14 protein-coding genes are annotated in these 15560 nt (G+C 69.2%); 8 read left to right on the top strand and 6 right to left on the bottom strand.

Annotated features, from left to right (window positions below; genetic code table 11):
* Positions 1 to 5: 5 nt before the first annotated feature.
* The 6 genes from S2M10_RS18965 to S2M10_RS18940 form a co-directional block, all read right to left on the bottom strand.
* Entirely contained in the window at positions 6 to 1481 is a 1476-nt protein-coding gene (locus S2M10_RS18965) for a hypothetical protein (RefSeq protein ID WP_168847441.1), read from the bottom strand.
* 157 nt (positions 1482 to 1638) lie between these two features.
* Positions 1639 to 3036: a dihydrolipoyl dehydrogenase gene (lpdA, locus tag S2M10_RS18960; RefSeq protein WP_168847440.1), complete on the bottom strand. Its 1398-nt coding sequence runs from the start codon at positions 3034 to 3036 to the stop codon at positions 1639 to 1641.
* Positions 3029 to 3622, bottom strand: a complete 594-nt coding sequence (locus tag S2M10_RS18955; RefSeq protein WP_211091154.1) for an endonuclease domain-containing protein — start codon at positions 3620 to 3622, stop codon at positions 3029 to 3031. The genes lpdA and S2M10_RS18955 overlap by 8 nt, the downstream gene beginning before the upstream one ends.
* 2 nt (positions 3623 to 3624) lie before the next feature.
* A complete protein-coding gene (locus S2M10_RS18950) occupies positions 3625 to 4020 on the bottom strand; it encodes an acyl-CoA thioesterase (protein WP_168847438.1) in 396 nt (131 codons plus the stop codon).
* On the bottom strand, positions 4013 to 4240 hold the full coding sequence (locus tag S2M10_RS18945; protein WP_168847437.1) for a hypothetical protein: 228 nt from the start codon (positions 4238 to 4240) through the stop codon (positions 4013 to 4015). Before S2M10_RS18945 ends, S2M10_RS18950 begins: the two co-directional genes overlap by 8 nt.
* A 13-nt stretch (positions 4241 to 4253) precedes the next feature.
* Complete coding sequence (locus tag S2M10_RS18940) at positions 4254 to 5570, bottom strand: pyruvate dehydrogenase complex dihydrolipoamide acetyltransferase (protein ID WP_168847436.1); 1317 nt, start codon at positions 5568 to 5570, stop codon at positions 4254 to 4256.
* 129 nt (positions 5571 to 5699) lie between these two features.
* On the opposite strand from S2M10_RS18940, the gene S2M10_RS18935 reads away from it, so the two are divergent.
* The 8 genes from S2M10_RS18935 to S2M10_RS18900 all read left to right on the top strand — a co-directional run bounded on the left by S2M10_RS18935 (position 5700) and on the right by S2M10_RS18900 (position 15475).
* Entirely contained in the window at positions 5700 to 6155 is a 456-nt protein-coding gene (locus tag S2M10_RS18935; RefSeq protein ID WP_168847435.1) for a universal stress protein, read from the top strand.
* 35 nt (positions 6156 to 6190) lie between these two features.
* On the top strand, positions 6191 to 7492 hold the full coding sequence (locus S2M10_RS18930) for a M28 family metallopeptidase (RefSeq protein WP_168847434.1): 1302 nt from the start codon (positions 6191 to 6193) through the stop codon (positions 7490 to 7492).
* A 68-nt stretch (positions 7493 to 7560) separates the two neighbouring features.
* The gene (locus S2M10_RS18925) at positions 7561 to 8283 is read left to right on the top strand and encodes a response regulator (RefSeq protein WP_211091146.1); all 723 of its coding nucleotides are present in this window, start codon (positions 7561 to 7563) and stop codon (positions 8281 to 8283) included.
* A complete protein-coding gene (locus tag S2M10_RS18920) occupies positions 8280 to 9614 on the top strand; it encodes a HAMP domain-containing sensor histidine kinase (RefSeq protein ID WP_168847432.1) in 1335 nt (444 codons plus the stop codon). Before S2M10_RS18925 ends, S2M10_RS18920 begins: the two co-directional genes overlap by 4 nt.
* Before the next feature lie 108 nt (positions 9615 to 9722).
* Complete coding sequence (locus S2M10_RS18915) at positions 9723 to 10820, top strand: Gfo/Idh/MocA family oxidoreductase (protein ID WP_168847431.1); 1098 nt, start codon at positions 9723 to 9725, stop codon at positions 10818 to 10820.
* Between the two features lie 11 nt (positions 10821 to 10831).
* On the top strand, positions 10832 to 13066 hold the full coding sequence (locus tag S2M10_RS18910) for a glycoside hydrolase family 3 N-terminal domain-containing protein (RefSeq protein ID WP_168847430.1): 2235 nt from the start codon (positions 10832 to 10834) through the stop codon (positions 13064 to 13066).
* On the top strand, positions 13066 to 14409 hold the full coding sequence (locus tag S2M10_RS18905) for a gluconate:H+ symporter (RefSeq protein WP_168847429.1): 1344 nt from the start codon (positions 13066 to 13068) through the stop codon (positions 14407 to 14409). Before S2M10_RS18910 ends, S2M10_RS18905 begins: the two co-directional genes overlap by 1 nt.
* A gap of 13 nt (positions 14410 to 14422) precedes the next feature.
* On the top strand, positions 14423 to 15475 hold the full coding sequence (locus S2M10_RS18900) for an SMP-30/gluconolactonase/LRE family protein (protein ID WP_168847428.1): 1053 nt from the start codon (positions 14423 to 14425) through the stop codon (positions 15473 to 15475).
* Positions 15476 to 15560 lie beyond the last annotated feature (85 nt).

The following is a 15560-nucleotide window of genomic DNA, read 5'->3' as shown; positions in this document are numbered from 1 at the left end:
TGAGTTCAAAGCGGGGGCAGGGCGGGCGGCAGCATCCAGCGGGCGACCGACACGATCACCGCAACGACGGCGACGCCGAGCACCGCAAGAACCACGCGCTGTGGCGCGGCCCGCGTCCCCGTGGCGGCGAGCACCGCGAGGCCCGACGCCAGCATCGCCCAGCAATGGTAGCGATAGTCCGATGCAACGCCGACCAGCCCGAATGCGGCCTCGTTGCAGAGAGCCGAGAGCGCGAGCGTGACGGCCACGCCGCCTGTGCCGTCGCGTGCGGGCCAGGTGCAGAACAGCACGCCCAGCGCGATCGCCAGCCACAGGATCGGTGCACCGGCCGGGCTGGTCGCCAGCGTGTAGCCGAGCTTCTGGAAGCCATCGATCCGCTTGGTCGGAGAGGAAAGGCCAAGCCGATTGGGCTCGGATCGCGCGAGCGGCCCGGTGCCGGGCATCGTCGTCGGCATCCACAGCCGCATCTCGCTGTTCCAATGGGCGATGCGGTGGGTGGCATAGGCGATCGGATGGGTGGCGATCGCCTCCAGCCAGACGCTGCGCAGCTTTGTGCCCGGGGCGGCGCGCTGCAGCGTATCGAGGATATAGCCGCACGCCTGCGCGTCGCCGATCGGATCCCACAGGATCGGGGTCAGGCAACCGCGCGTCTCGGCCCGGCGCCACAATCGTGCGGGCACCTGCGGCACCGCGCCCGGGCCCGCCCGGTGGGCGATGCCGGCCAGATCGAACAGCGGCAGCGAGCGTTCCACGCCGCTCGGCGCCGCGCCGAGCAGGCGCTGGTTGACGGGCGTGAGGATGGCGAGCACGGCGGCCGTCGACACCACCACCAGCACCGCCTGGAACAGCGGCCGATCCCAGCGCCAGCCGCCGAGCAACCCGAAAGCGAGCGGCACCGTCGCGAAGGCGGCGTTGAACCGCACCAGCGTGGCATAGCCGAGCAGCACCAGCACCAGTCCCGCCGCCCACACCGGCAGGCGGCGATCGTCCATTCGCCACCAGCAGGCGATGCCGACCGCGGCCATCAGCGCGCCGGTCATCTGCCCGTCCTTCAGCACCGCGATCTGCCAGCCCAGGATCGGCGGCCAGAGGCCGAACAGCAGCACGACCAGCGCCGCGATCGCCCGCCCGCGTCGCGCCAGCGCGCCCGCGAACAAGGCGAGGCCGATCCAGTAGAGCGATGCCTGCAGCACGAACATCGGCGCATGGCTGCGCCAGCCCAGGTCGTGGAACAGCGCCCACAGCCGCGCCATTGCCGGCGGGTGCCAATCGTCAAAGCGGCCGCTCAGCACCTGCCGATATTGGACGATGCTGTCATAGCTGGCGACGCCGGGCCAGAAAAAGCCGATGGTGATCGCCGCGAACAGCGCCGCGACGAGCAGCGCGGAGATCGCCTTGCGCCGCGCGCCGACGGGCTTGCGCTGCAGCGCGCGACCGCGCCGGGAACTGCCGAAGGACGAACGCGAAAAGCTGTTGGACATCGGACGGGGGCGACCTGTCGGCTCCGGAGGGGCGGGCACCAAGGTCTAGACCAGCACCGCTCCAGACGAAAGCGGCAGGCGGAACGATCCGCCTGCCGTCTTGCGGCATCCGCCGCAGGCCGAACGGCGGGAGAGGCGCTCCCCCGCCGGAGGGGAATCACATGTGCAGCATGCGGCCATAGGCGCCGAGCACCGATTCGTGCATGGTCTCGCTGATCGTCGGGTGCGGGAACACCGTTTCCATCAGCTCGGCCTCGGTAAGCTCGCCGGTCTTGCCGATCGTGTAGCCCTGAATCATCTCGGTCACTTCCGCGCCGATCATGTGCGCGCCGAGCAGCTCGCCGGTCTTGGCGTCGAACACCGTCTTCACAAAGCCTTCCGGCTCGCCCAGCGCGATGGCCTTGCCGTTGCCGATGAACGGAAAGTTGCCGACCTTGACGTCATAGCCCGCTTCCTTGGCCTTGGCTTCGGTGAGGCCGACGCTGGCGATCTGCGGGTGGCAATAGGTGCAGCCCGGGATGTTGCGCGGGTCCATCGCGTGCGGGTGGCCGCCGTTGATCGCCTCGGCCGCGATCACGCCCTCATGGCTGGCCTTGTGCGCGAGCCAGGGCGGCGCGGTGACGTCGCCGATCGCCCACAGGCCGTCGACATTGGTACGGCAGGCGCCGTCCGTCACGATATGGCCGCGCTCGGTCTTCACGCCGAGGGTCTCGAGGCCGATATTCTCGGTGTTGGGCACGATGCCGATTGCGACGATGACGTGGCTGAACTCCTCCACCGTCACCTTGCCGTCCTTGCCCTTGATCGACGCCTTCACGCCGCTCGCGGTCACGTCGAGCTTCTCGACGCCGGTCTGGGTGAGGATGGTCATCCCCTGCTTCTTGAACGCCTTCTCCAGATGCGCGGAGACGTCCTTGTCCTCCACCGGCACGATCCGGTCGAGCATCTCGACGATCGTCACCTGCGAGCCCATGTCGTTGTAGAAGCTGGCGAACTCCACGCCGATCGCGCCCGAGCCGATGACCAGCAGCTTGGTGGGCATCTCGGTCGGCGTCATCGCGTGGCGATAGGTCCAGATGCGCTTGCCGTCGGCCTTGGCGAAGGGCAGGTCGCGGGCGCGCGCGCCGGTCGCGACGATGATGTTCTTCGCCTCCAGGTCGGTCTTCTTGCCGTCGGCGGCGGTGACGGTCAGCTTGCCCTTCGCGGTCAGGACGCCGGTGCCCATGTGCACGGCGATCTTGTTCTTCTTCATCAGGTGCGTGACACCCTGGTTGAGCTGCTTGGCGACGCCGCGCGAGCGCTTCACCACCGCGTCCAGATCGGCGCTGATCTGGTTGGCGATCAGGCCGTAATCCTTGGCGTGCTGCATATAGTGGAAGATTTCCGCCGAGCGCAGCAGCGCCTTGGTGGGGATGCAGCCCCAGTTGAGGCAGATGCCGCCGAGCAGCTCGCGCTCGACAATGGCGGTCTTCAGGCCCAGCTGGGCCGCCCGGATCGCCGCGACATAGCCGCCGGGGCCCGAGCCGAGAACGATGACGTCGTAGGATTCAGCCAAGGTGTGCTTCCTTCTGCTCCCTCCCCCCTTGCGGGGGAGGGCTGGGGAGAGGGGTGCGGGCGGCGGGGCTCGACGCCCCGGCGGCCGCGTTCAGGGCCGACAGGATGGCGGTGGCGACCGCGTCCGTGTCGGCGAGGATGTCGTTGTTGTAGAAGCGCAAGATGGTGAAGCCCTGCGCCTTTATCCATGCGTCGCGGGTGGCGTCGTAGCTGCTGTCGATATGCTGGGACCCATCCGCTTCGACGATGACGCGCGCTTCGAGGCACACGAAGTCGACGATGTAGCGGCCGAGCTTTTGCTGGCGCTTCCATTTCCAGCCCGCCAGCCGCTTGGCGCGGAGGAGGGACCAGAGACGGCGTTCGGCTTCGGTTGGGTCCTTCCGCATTTCGCGCGCTCTGGCGAGCGCGCGCCCTCTCCCTCCCACCGCTGCGCGGCGGGCCCCTCCCTCCCCCGCAAGAGGGGAGGGGCTAGAAGAAGGACGGGCATGCGCAACACTGCGCTCCCTCCCCCCTTGCGGGGGAGGGCCGGGGAGAGGGGATGGCGTCGAGCCGGGCTCGATGCCCGGCTCGGCGCCTTTATCCCCCATCCTCACGCAATCGCCTCCACCGGGCGCGGGCGCTTGTTCTCGTCGACCGCGACGAACACGAAATGTGCCTGGGTGACGAGGCAGCTTTCCTCGATGTGCCGGCCGCGGCGCCAGGCCTGGACCTCGATGGTCATCGAGGTCCGGCCGACCTTGACCAGCTCGGCATAGACCGAGACTTCGTCGCCCACCGCGACGGGCGAGTGGAACTTCATCCCCTCCACCGCCACCGTGACCGCGCGGCCGCGCGAATAGCGCGAGGCGAACAGCCCCGCCGCCATGTCCATCTGGCTCATCAGCCAGCCGCCGAAGATGTCGCCGTACGGATTGGTATCCGCCGGCATCGTCGTCACCCGGATCGCCGGCTGGCGGTCGGGCGGGCCGCCCTGTTGATCAATCATCGCGAGCAGCCTCCTCGGTTCCGCGCAGCTTCGCACGATCCTCGGCATAGGCCCGCCGCAGCGGGCCGATGCCCATCGCCACCACCGCCACCATCGCGACATAGGCGACCAGCCAGATGTCGTGGGTGGCGCGGCGGTACGACCAGGCGGCGAGCGACGCGATCACCACCGCCGCGATCAGCCCGACCACGATATGGATCACTTCGATCAGGACGCGCACCGCCCGGCTCCGATCAGGCGATCATGCCCATCGGGGCTTCGACGAGTTCCTTGAAGATTTTCATCATCTCGGCCCCGTCGGCACCGTCGATGGCGCGATGGTCGAAGCTGCCGGTCGCGCTCATTACCGTCGCCACGCCGAGCGCGTCGTCGATGATGTACGGGCGCTTTTCGCCCGCGCCGATCGCCATGATCATGCCCTGCGGCGGATTGATCACCGCTTCGAACTGCTTGATGCCGTACATGCCCATGTTGGACAGGCTGGCGGTGCCGCCCTGATATTCCTGCGGCTGCAGCTTGCCCTCGCGGGCGCGGGCGGCGAGGTCCTTCATCTCGGTCGCGATGGCCGAGACGCTCTTGTTCGCCGCGTCCTTGACGATCGGGGTGATCAGGCCGGTGGGCGTCGACACCGCGACCGACACGTCGGCGCGGCTGTACTTGATCAGCTTGTCGCCGGTGTAGGTGACATTGCACTTGGGCGTACGGGCGAGGGCGACGCCGAGCGCCTTGATCAGCAGATCGTTGACCGACAGCTTCACGCCGCGCGCTTCGAGCGCCTTGTTGAGCTCACCGCGCAGCTTGAGCAGCGCGTCGAGGCGGATGTCGACCGTGAGGTAGATGTGCGGCACGGTCTGCTTCGACTCGGTGAGGCGACGCGCGATCGTCTTGCGGATGTTCGAGAGCTTCTCTTCCTCGTGCGGGATCGAGTCGTCGAACCAGACGGCCTTGGCCTCGGCTGCGGCAGGCGCGGCGGCCGGAGCAGCCGTCGGCGCCGGGGCAGCGGCGGCAGCGGCCGGCTGGGCGGCAGGCGCAGCGCCGGGCTTGGCGCCCTCGACATCGGCCTTGACGATGCGGCCGTTCGGGCCCGAGCCGGTCACGCCGGCGAGGTCGACGCCCTTGTCGGCGGCGATGCGGCGGGCAAGCGGGCTCGCCTTGACGCGCGAGCCCGAAGCCGCGGCGGGCTGGGCCGCCGGAGCAGGGGCCGGAGTCGGCGTGGGTGCAGGCGCGCTCGCGGTGGGGGTCGGAGCAGGCGCGGGTGCCGGGGTCGGGCTCGGCGCGGGGGCGGCGCTGGCGGACGACACGTCCTCGCCTTCGCCGGCGATCACCGCGATCACGGTGCCGACCTTTACGTTATCGGTCCCTTCGGCGACCAGGATCTTCCCGATCACGCCTTCGTCGACCGCTTCGAATTCCATCGTCGCCTTGTCGGTTTCGATCTCGGCAAGCAGGTCGCCGGATTTCACCGTGTCGCCTTCCTTGACGAGCCACTTGGCAAGCGTGCCCTCCTCCATGGTGGGAGAAAGTGCCGGCATCTTGATTTCGATTCCCATGAAGGTTCCCGTCGTTGGTCCTGGGGTGGCTGGCCCCTCCTTTGCCGCCGTAAACCCTAGGGTCAAGCCCCGGTCTTGCGCTGCGGCCCGCGCCGGTCCACGTAACGCGTGACTTCAAGGAAGGCCCCCATGCGCACCTATCTGGTGGTGATCGACGATTCGCCCGAGGCCGAAATCGCGCTGCGCTTCGCCGCCAGGCGCGCGAGCAAGACCGGCGGCAATGTCGAGATCCTCGCCCTGATCCCGCCCGCCGAGTTCGTCCAATGGGGCGGGGTGATGGCGACGATCGAGGAGGAAGCGCGCGAACGCGCCGAGGCGCTGGTGATGCGCGCGGCGGGCACGCTGTTCACCGAATCCGGCCTGACTCCCTCGATCACGGTGCGACAGGGCGACGGGCCGAAGGTGGTCCGCGAAATGCTGGCAGCCAATGGCGACATCGCTGCCCTGGTGCTGGGCGCGGCGCCGAGCGGGGCGCCGGGCAAGCTGGTCGCGCATTTCACCGGGGCCGATGCCGGCAAGCTGACCGTGCCGGTGATGATCATCCCGGGTTCGCTCGACATGGACGCGATCGACCGGCTGAGCTGATTGACCGAGGCGCCCGCCCGCGTCAGCATATGTCCATGCGCATCCTTGCCCTTTTGCCGTTCGCCCTCTTCGCCACCCCCGCCGCAGCGCAGGACCGGCCCGATCCCGCCCGCCTGAAAGCCAGCGTCGAGAAGCTGGTAAGCTTCGGCACCCGGCACACGCTTTCCGATCCGGATCATCCCACTCGCGGCATCGGCGCGTCGCGGCGCTGGTTCGGTGGCGAGCTTGCCCGGATCGGCGCGGCGTGCGGCGGCTGCATCGAGACGAGCGAGATCGCACGCGTGTTCAAGGGGCCGCGCGCGCCCAACGGCGTGAACATCGTCGACGTGCTCGGCATCCAGCGCGGCAGCGAGCCCAACCGCGTCGTGATCGTGATGGGCCATATCGACAGCCGCGTGACCGACGTGATGAACGCCACCGCCGACGCGCCCGGCGCCAATGACGACGCCTCGGGCGTCGCGCTGGTGCTGGAGGCGGCGCGGATCCTGTCGAAGCACAAGTTCAAGGCGACGATCGTCTATGCCGCGCTCTCCGGCGAGGAGCAGGGGCTCTATGGCGGCCAGCTGCTCGCCGAGACGGCGAAGGAGCGCGGCTGGACCGTGTCCGCCGTGCTCAACAACGACATCGTCGGCAACACCATCGGCCAGGATGGCCGCCGCGTGGCGGACCGGGTCCGTGTCTTCTCGGAAGGCGCGCGCGATTCGGAAACGCTGCTCGAGGCAAAGGCGCGTCGTGCCGATGGCGGTGAGGACGACGGCCCCAGCCGTGCGCTCGCCAAGGCGATCCGCGGCGTCGCGGCCGCCGATCCCAAGGGCCTGAAGGTGCTGATGGTCCGCCGTCCCGATCGGTTCGGGCGCGGCGGCGACCACACCCCGTTCCTCACCCTCGGCTACCCGGCGGTGCGTTTCTCGGTGGGCGCCGAGAATTACGACGCCCAGCACCAGGATCTGCGGACGGAAGCGGGCAAGGTCTATGGCGACACCGTCGACCGGATGGATTTTCCCTACCTCGCCAAGGTGACCGCGCTCAACGTCGCGACGCTGCGCCGGCTCGCCAGCGCGCCCGCCGCGCCGGAGCCGGTGATCCTCAGCGGCGCGCTCGCCACCGATACGACGGTGAAGTGGCCGGCGGTGCCGGGTGCGGCGAAATACCGCGTCTACTGGCGCGCCGCGGATCGTGCGGACTGGGCAAGCCATGTCGACGTGCCGGGCGACCGGACAGAAACGGTGCTGAAGGGCATCATCGTCGACGATACCTTTGTCGGCGTCGCCGCGGTCTCGGCCGATGGCGCGGAGAGCCTGGTGAGCTTCGGCGCGCGTCCGGTGCGCGGACGTTGAACCTTCGGTCGCATCGGTTCATAGGGGCGGCCATCGGGGGCGATATGGTACAAGAGTCGAGTTTGAGTATGGCAACCCACCCCGCTTCCGACGAACCCGCCACGCTGCTGGTGGTCGATGACGACCGCGACATTCGCCTTCTGCTCGCCAACAGCCTCGGCGCACGCGGCTACCGCGTCGAAACCGCGTCGAGCGCGCGCGACATGGACGTCATCCTGGACAAGATGCCGGTCGACCTGGTGATCCTGGACGTGATGATGCCGGGCGAGGACGGGCTTTCCGCCTGCCGCCGCATCGCCACCGCCGATGGCCCCGACGTGATCCTGCTCAGCGCGCTGGGCGAGGAACAGGATCGCATCCTCGGCCTGGAGGTGGGCGCGGGCCATTATCTGCCCAAGCCGTGCAGCCCGCGCGAGATCCTTGCGACCGTGCGCGCGGCGCTGCGCAAGCGGGGCACCACGGCAGCGCCCTCGGCTGGCGATGTCTACACCTTCGAAGGCTGGCGGATCGACCTCGGCAGCCACGAACTGTTCGACCCCGAAGGCGTATTGGTAGGCCTGACGGACGGCGAGTTCGCGGTGCTGCGCGTGTTCATCGAGCGGCCGCGCCGCGTGCTGACCCGCGAGGCGCTGCTGGCGGCGGCGCGGGGCCCCGATTCGGATGCCTATGACCGCGCGATCGACGTGCAGGTCAGCCGCCTGCGCCGCAAGCTGCGTTCGGGCGCGGACGAGATCATCCGTACCGTGCGCAACGAAGGCTATCTGTTCGTACCCCGCGTCACGCGCGCATGAGCGAGGGGACGGCGGCCCCGCGATCGCCGCTGTTCCTGCGCATCTTCGCGCGGATGCTGGCCTGCGTCGTGGTGGTGCAGCTGCTCAATTTCGGGCTGTTGTTCGCCGTACAGACGCCCAATCCGAAACTGCACACCATCGGCCAGATCGCGCAGGCCATGCGCCATCCCGCCGCGGCGCCCGAGGGGTTCGCGGTCGAGCGGGACGATGCCGTCGAACGCGATCCCTGGAACCCGCGCATCGAGCGGACCGAGGTGGCCCTGGCGACCGCGCTGGGGGTGCGGCCCGAGCGGGTGATCCTGCGCTTTCCCGTCGGCTTCCTGCAGCGTCCGCCCGTCTATGACCGCGCCGGGGTGCCGCCCGCACCGCGTCCGGCCAGCCCGGCGGCGGCGCAGGACGTGATCGTCGCGGGCGGGTTCGAAGCGTCGCTGCGCATGCCGGACGGCAGCTGGCGGACCGTGACGGCGGGATCGGGGCAGGAGCCGTGGCGCTTGTTCGTGGTGGTGTGGCTGCTGCTGTCGGCGCTGGCGGCAGCGGTGTTCGCCTGGGCGATGGCGCGGCGCTTCGCTCGCCCGATCGGTGCCTTTGCCCGCGCCGCCGAGCGGCTGGGCCGGGATCCGCGCGCGCCGCCGATCGAACTCGACGGACCTGCCGAGATCGCCGAGGCGGCGCGGGCGTTCAACGACATGCAGGCGCGGCTCAACCGCTATGTCGACGATCGCGCGACGATGCTTGCCGCGGTGGCGCATGATCTGCGCACGCCGCTGATGCGGCTGGGCCTGCGCATCGAGGATGCCGATCCGGCGATCCGCGGCGCGTGCGAGGGCGATATCCGCGAGATGCAGGCGATGATCTCCGCGGTGATGGCCTATGTGCGCGACACCAGCCGCATCGGCGTGCGCCGTCCGCTCGACCTGCGCTCGCTGGCCGAGACGGTGGTCGACGATGCCGCCGATCGCGGGGCGGCGGTGAGCCTCGAGTCGGGCGAGCCCGTGGTTCTCGAAGCCGATCCGGTGGCGCTCAAGGCGATGCTCGCCAATCTGGTCGGCAATGCGGTGAAATATGCCGGCGGTGCGCAGCTGGTGCTCGAGGCGCGCGCGCACGAGGCGGTGATCGCCGTGCGCGATCGCGGCCCCGGCATCGCCGACGAAGACATGGAGCGGGTGTTCGATCCCTTTTTTCGCGGCGAACGCTCGCGCAACCGCGATACCGGCGGCATGGGACTGGGCTTGGCCAGCGCGCGCGCGACGGCGCGCGCGCATGGCGGGGACATCAGCCTGCATCGGCGCGATGGTGGCGGGCTGTGCGCCACCGTCAAGCTTCCGCTTTGAATCCAGGCGCTTCGATCTACGACCTCGACCTACTGGCCCGCTCCCGGCATTGTTGATACCGATACCGCCCGCGCGGCCAACGGACCGCCGGGTACGAGGAGGTGGATCATGGGAACGCGACGCGACGTGCTCGGCGGAATCGGCGCCGGGGTCTTGGCCAGTGCGCTCGGCGGATCGGCGGCGCAGGCACAGGGCAAGCGCAAGCTCGGCTATGCGGTAGTGGGCCTCGGCAACTATGCCACCAACCAGATCATGCCGCGCATCAAGGACTGCGAGTTCGCAGAACTGAAGGCGCTGGTGAGCGGCACCCCGGCCAAGCTGGAGAAATATGGCGCCGAATACGGCATCCCGAAAACGCACTGGTACAATTACCAGACCTATGATCGGATGCGCGACAATCCGGACATCGACCTCGTCTACGTCATCCTGCCGAACAGCATGCACGCCGAATATTCGATCCGCGCCTCCCAGGCCGGCAAGCACGTGCTGTGCGAGAAGCCGATGGCGACCTCCGCCGCCGAATGCGAGGCGATGATCGCGGCGGCCAAGAAGGCGGGCAAGAAGCTGATGATCGGCTATCGCTGCCATTTCGAGCCGTACAATCTCAAGGCGATCGAGATGATCAAGGCCGGCGCGCTGGGCAAGCCGACGCTGATCTTCGCCGAGCACGGCTTCAACGCGCAACCCAATCAGTGGCGGCTGGACAAGCCGATGTCGGGCGGCGGATCGCTGATGGATATCGGCATCTACAGCCTCAACGCCGCGCGCTATCTGGCGGGCGAGGAGCCGGTCGAGGTCAGCGCGATGGAGTATACCGATCGCAGCGATCCGCGCTTCAAGACGGTGGAGGATCGGATCGACTGGCAGTTCCGCTTTCCGAGCGGGCTGATCGCGGACTGCGTGTCCAGCTACAGCTCGAACCACAATCATTATCGTGTCACCGGCCAGAAGGGCTGGGTGGAGCTGGAGCCGGCCACGTCCTATCAGGGCATCGAAATGTGGACCCGGCTGGGCGGCAAGCGCGAGCAGGTGGTGTTGCCCGCGCCGGCGAAGAACATGTTCGTCCGCCAGCTCGACCATCTCGCCGAATGCGCGATGCGCGACCGCGAGCCAATCGTCTCGGGCGAGGAAGGGCTGCGCGACATGCGGCTGATCGAGGCGATCTACCGCTCGGCCCGCGAACACCGGGCGATCCCGCTGGCATGAAGAACGGACGCATGAAGCGACGGGAAGTACTGGCGGCGGGCGCGATGCTCGCCGCTTCCGCCTGGACCCCGCTGGCCCGCGCCGCACGACCGCTCGGTGCCGATCACCGCGCCCGCATCCAGGCGCTGCTCGGCCAGATGACGCTCGCCGAAAAGGTCGGGCAGATGAACCAGATCGCGGGCGGGCGGCAGAAGTCGCTCAACTCGAAGCTCGACGCGGCGATGCTCGATCGCGTGCGCAAGGGCGAGATGGGGTCGTTCCTCCACGTCGCCGGCGCCGAGCCGCTGCGCGACCTGCAGCGCGTCGCGGTGGAGGAATCGCGGCTCAAGATTCCGCTCCTGTTCGCGATGGACGTGATCCATGGCTATCGCACGATCCTGCCGGTGCCGCTGGCGCTGGCGGCGAGCTGGGATCCCGAGGTTGCCGAACAGGCCGCGCGGATCGCGGCGGAAGAGGCCTGGGCGGCGGGGCTGCACTGGACCTTCACCCCGATGGTCGACGTGGCGCGCGACCCGCGCTGGGGCCGGGTGGTCGAGGGTGCGGGCGAGGACGCCTATCTGGGCAGCCGCATCGCCGAGGCGCAGGTCACCGGCTTCCAAGGCGCGGACTTGGGGCGCGGCATGCGGATGATGGCCTGCGCCAAGCATTTCGTCGGCTATGGCGCGGCCGAAGGCGGTCGCGACTACGACAGCGCTGACATCGGGCCGCGGACGCTCAACGAAGTCTATCTGCCGCCCTTCCATGCGGCCGCGCGGGCGGGCGCCGGCAGCTTTATGACCGCGTTCAATGCGCTCGACGGCGTGCCGATGACCGCCAATGCCGATCTGGTGCGTGGCTTCCTGCGCGCCCGCTGGAACTATCAAGGGCTGGTGGTGAGCGACTGGAACGCGATCCGCGAGCTGGTCAACCATGGCATCGCCGCCGATGCGCGCGAAGCCGCGGTACTGGCGCTCAAGGCGGGCGTCGACATGGACATGGCGAGCGGCAGCTACGCGACGTACCTCGCCGAAGCGGCGACGGCGGACGCGTCGCTGGTGCCGCTGATCGACGAATCGGTGGGCCGCATCCTCGCCGCCAAGGCGCGGCTGGGGCTGTTCGACGATCCCTATGGTTTCGGCGATCCGGCGCGCGACAAAGCGCCGCTGCGGCGGACCGAGGCGCGCGAACTTGCGAAACGCTCTGTGGTGCTGCTGCGCAACGAAGGCGCGGTGCTGCCGCTCAAGCCCGGCGCAAGGCTCGCGCTGATCGGCGCGCTGGCGGACGATGCGTCCTCGGCGATCGGTTCGTGGCGCGCACGGGGGCAGGCGACCGACGCGGTGACGCTCAAGGCGGCGCTGGCGGGTGCGGAATACCAGCCGGGCACCGATGTCGCAGCCGCCGTCGAGGCGGCGAAACGTGCCGACGTGGTGCTCGTCGGGGTCGGCGAGGATTTCGATCGGACCGGCGAGGCGCGCAGCTATGCCGAGATCGGGTTGCCCGGCGCGCAAGGGGGGCTGCTCGCAGCGCTCAAGGCGACCGGCAAGCCGATCGTCGCGATCCTGATGGGTGGCCGCCCGCTCGCGCTCGAACGCGAGCTGGCCGGCGTGCCCGCCGTGCTACAGACCTGGCTGCTCGGCATCGAGAGCGGCCCGGCGATCGCGGAGATCCTCACCGGCAAGGCCGCGCCAGGCGGTCGACTGCCGATCGGCATGCCGCGCCGGACCGGCCAGTCGCCGCAAAGCTATGCCCATCTGCCCACCGGGCGCCCGGCCAACCCGGACCTGGCGGTGGACAGCGCGCGCTATCACGATACCGAGATCGGCCCGCTCTTCGCCTTCGGCCACGGCCTCACCTATGGCGAGATCGCCTATGGCCCGCTGACGCTCAGCGGCGAGACCGTTGCCCCCAGTAGCCGGATCACCGCCTCGGTGCAGGTCACCAATCGCGGCACGATGCCGGTGGAGGAGGTGGTGCAACTCTACGCCAACGACCCCGTCGCCGCGATCTCGCGGCCGGTGGCCGAGCTGCGCGGTTTCGCCCGCGTGCCGCTCAAGCCGGGCCAGAGCCGCACCGTACGCTTCACCCTGAGCCCCGAGCAGTTCGCCTTCTGGCGGGACGGCAAATGGATCGTCGAGGCGGGGGACATCCGGTTGATGGCCGGCGCCTCCTCGGCAGACATCAAGAGCGAAGCCAAGTTCCGGATCACCGCAGCCGCCGAAGGGCAGGTGCCTGCCGCTTCGCTGGCCACCAAGGTGGAGGTCGCGTGATGGGCGAGCCCTGGCATACATTGCTCATCGTCGCCGGCAGCATCGCGGCGGTCATCTTGCTGGTGCTGCGCCTCAAGCTCCAGCCTTTCGTCGCGCTGCTGCTGGTGGCGCTGGCGACCGGCCTCGTCTTCGGCAACGATCCGCTGGCGGTGATCGCCGCGATCCGCAAGGGTACCGGCGAGGCGCTCGGCTTCGTCGCGGTGGTGATCGGGCTGGGCGCGGTGCTGGGCGGAATGCTGGAGGCTTCGGGCGGCGTGCAGGCGATCGCGCGGCGGCTGCTCGACCTGTTCGGGCAGAAGCGCGTCCCCTGGGCGCTGACCGCGATCGGCATCGTCGTCGGCGTGCCCTTGTTCTTCGACGTGGCCTTCATCATCCTCGCGCCGTTGCTCACCACGCTGGCGGTGCGGGCGGAGCGGCGCGTCACCTATTTCGCGCTGCCGCTGCTGGCAGGGCTGATGACGATGCACGCGCTTCTGCCGCCGCATCCGGGGCCGGTGGCGGTCGCCGAGCTGCTCCACACCGATTATGGCCGGATGGCGCTCTATGGCCTGATCTGCGGCATCCCCTCGGCGATCCTGGCCGGGCCTGTATTCGCCAAGCTGGCGCATGGCGCGCCCGGCTATGGCGCGATCGGCGCGCCGCCGATGCTCGACGAAGGCGCGCCGCAGACCAATGCGGTGGGCTTCGCCCCCGCGCTCGCCGCGATGCTGCTGCCGCTCGCGCTGATCCTGATCGGTACGGTGGCGAGCGAGGCGATGGCGCCGGGGCTGGCGCGCTCTGCCCTGGTGTTCCTCGGCCATCCCTTCACCGCGCTGGTGATCGCGGTGATCGGGGCGATGCTGTGGCTGCGGCTGGTCGCGGGGGCGGGGTTCGAGACGCTGTCCAAGATCAGCACCCGCGCGCTGGAGCCCGCGGGACTGATGGTGCTGATCATCGGCGCGGGCGCGGCGTACAAGGAAGTGCTGATCGAGTCGGGGGCGGGGCAGCAGATCACGCTGGCGGTGCAGGCGGCACAGGTGTCGATTCCGGTGTTCGCCTTCCTGCTCTCCGCCTTTGTGCGGGTGGCGCAGGGCTCGGCCACCGTCGCGATGGTCACCGCCGCTGGCCTCGCCGCCCCGCTGATCGGCGCGGCCGGGCTGGGGCCGGACCGGATCGCGCTGGTCACCGTCGCGATCGGATCGGGCGCGACCATCGCCTCCCATGTCAACGACACCGGCTTCTGGCTGGTGAAGCAATATCTCGGCCTCACCGAAGCGCAGACCTTTCGCAGCTGGACCATCGGTGCCACCATCGCGGGGCTGACCAGTTTCGCCATGGCGCTGCTGCTATGGCCGTTCGTCTGAGGGGATCCTGACCATGCTCGCCACCACCCGCCGCACCCTGCTCGGCGGCCTCGCCGCGCTGCCGCTGCTGCCGGGCATCGCCCGCGCGGCGGGGGCGGGGACGATCACCCGGCTGGATCCCGAGCTCGACGCGTTGCTCGACGTCGAATCGCCGCTCGAGGTGATCGCCAGCGGCATCCAATGGGCCGAGGGGCCGGTATGGATCCGAGACGGCGCGGTGACCGGCGGCGCTCTGGGCGGGGCGAGCGCGTTCGATCGCAGCTATCTGCTGTTCTCCGACGTGCCGGCGAACATCGCCTATCGCTGGGACGGCAAGGAGACCAAGCCGTTCCTCGTGCCCTCTGGGCTCGCCGGGCCGATCCCCAAGGGGGTGCGCGAGGCGGGATCGAACGGGATGATCCAGGGCCGCAAGGGCGAGCTGCTGATCGCCGACAGCGGCACCCGCGCCATCGCGGCGGTGGACCTGGAGACCAAGCAGAAGACGATCCTCGCCGGCCGGTACGAGGGCAAGCGCTTCAACAGCTGCAACGATCTGGTGCAGGCGAAGAACGGCGCGATCTACTTTACCGATCCGCCCTATGGCTTCACCGAGGGCGACCAGTCGCCGATGAAGGAGCTGCCGTTCAACGGCGTCTATCGGCTCGATCCGAACGGCACGGTGCATCTGATCGAATCGAAGCTCACCCGGCCCAACGGCATCGGCCTGTCGCCGGACCAGCGCACGCTGTACGTGTCGGTCTCGGACGATGCGGCATTGTTCACCTGGGCGTACAGCCTGGGAGACGACGGCCTCGCGACCGGCCGCAAGCTGTTCCTCGATCACCGTGCCGGTGCGGCGCAGGGACTCCCGGGGCATCCGGACGGGATGAAGGTGGCAGCGAGCGGGCATCTCTATGCCAGCGGCCCGGGCGGCATCCATGTCGTGGCGCCGGACGGGCGGCGGCTGGGGCTGATCTCGACCGGCAAGAAGGCGGCGAACTGCTGCTTCGGCGAGGACGGGAAGACGCTGTTCATCACCTCCAGCGATCAGGTGTTCCGCCTGCGCCTGCGCGCCTCCGGCTGGTAAGCAGGGCGATTGGATTAGAATTTGGCCGCACAAGGGTGCCGATCCTCCCCCTTGACGGTGGAGGATAGCGTAGCTTGGCAGCGTG

The organism is Sphingomonas sp. S2M10 (assembly GCF_012650175.1).
Lineage (GTDB): Bacteria > Pseudomonadota > Alphaproteobacteria > Sphingomonadales > Sphingomonadaceae > Sphingomonas.
Note: the sequence above shows the minus strand (reverse complement) of the source record. Positions and strands in the feature narration are given on the sequence as shown.